At 33.7% G+C, this 1,233-nt stretch carries 2 protein-coding genes; both read left to right on the top strand.

Annotated features, from left to right (window positions below; all coding sequences use genetic code 11):
* The first annotated feature begins 47 nt into the window (after positions 1–47).
* Positions 48–446: a transposase gene (locus ES711_RS16160; protein WP_146894343.1), complete on the top strand. Its 399-nt coding sequence runs from the start codon at positions 48–50 to the stop codon at positions 444–446.
* Between the two features lie 8 nt (positions 447–454).
* A partial coding sequence (locus ES711_RS16155; RefSeq protein ID WP_146894342.1) for an IS3 family transposase occupies positions 455–1,233 on the top strand: 779 nt, incomplete at its 3' end.

The following is a 1,233-nucleotide window of genomic DNA, read 5'->3' as shown; positions in this document are numbered from 1 at the left end:
TGTAAGTCCCTGATATAGGTTGACCACTTTAATCAAAGTGTAAACTTATGAAAGCAAATTTAAAAACCTTAAAAAAGCACCGTATTTATTCGGAAGAATTTAAGCTCCAGATTGTTCATGATTTCGAATCTGGACAATTCAGTGTTATTCAATTGGAGAAACTCCATGGGATAAGTAATCCAACAATTTATAAATGGATATATAAATTTTCTACCTTTAATGAAAAAGGTTCAAGAGTTGTAGAGATGAAAGACAGTAGTACCCAAAAACTAAAACAATTGCAGACACGCATCAAAGAGCTCGAAGCTATCGTTGGACGTAAGCAAATCTCAATTGATTATTTGGAAAAAATGATAGATATCGCTAAAGACGAATTTGATATCGACATTAAAAAAAACTCCAACACTCCACAATCAACTGGTTCAAAACACATAAAGAAACATTAACTTATAGTATGAACCAGCTCTATCAAACCATTGGCATAAGCAAACAGGCTGTTTATCAATATGCCAAACGACAAGCCGTTTTTGATAACAAAATATTACAGCTTATCCTGGAGGCAGATGATCTTCGTCTGGCTCATCCTGGTTGTGGAGTAGAAAAAATGTATGACATCTTGACCCCTGACTTTATAGGTCGTGATCGATTTATAGACACGATGATGGGGTTAGGGTATAGAATAAAAAAAGTGAAGAACTATAAACGAACCACAATATCTGGGCGAAAATTTTATCCAAACTTTATTAAAGGTTTACAAGTCAATACTCCAAATACGGTTTGGCAATCGGATATAACCTATTTACCACTAAATGGCAAACACTACTATGCGGTGTTTATAATAGATGTTTATACGAAAAAAATCGTAGGGTATCAAGTGTCAGACAACATGAGAGCGCAAGCCAATTTAAAAGCATTGCAAATGGCCTTAAAGGGAAATCAGGCACCAATTATCCATCATTCAGATAGAGGAAGTCAGTACACTTATGGTCAATATTTAGACCTGTTAAAGGATAACAATACAAAAATAAGCATGGCCTTAAGTGGTTTGGACAATGCATACGCAGAACGCATCAATAGAACAATTAAAGAAGAGTATCTAAAATATTGGAATCCCAAAACATTTTATCAATTAAAGCAATACGTAAAAAAAGCAGTAATTAATTATAATGAAAAAAGAGTCCACAGACACTTACCTAAAATGAGTCCTAATACTTTTCAAAATTATTGGAACGA

The sequence above is a fragment of the Gelidibacter salicanalis genome, assembly GCF_007997285.1.
Classification (GTDB): Bacteria; Bacteroidota; Bacteroidia; order Flavobacteriales; family Flavobacteriaceae; genus Gelidibacter; species Gelidibacter salicanalis.
The sequence above is the reverse complement of the archived record's forward strand: the minus strand, read 5'-3'. Positions and strand labels throughout refer to the sequence as shown.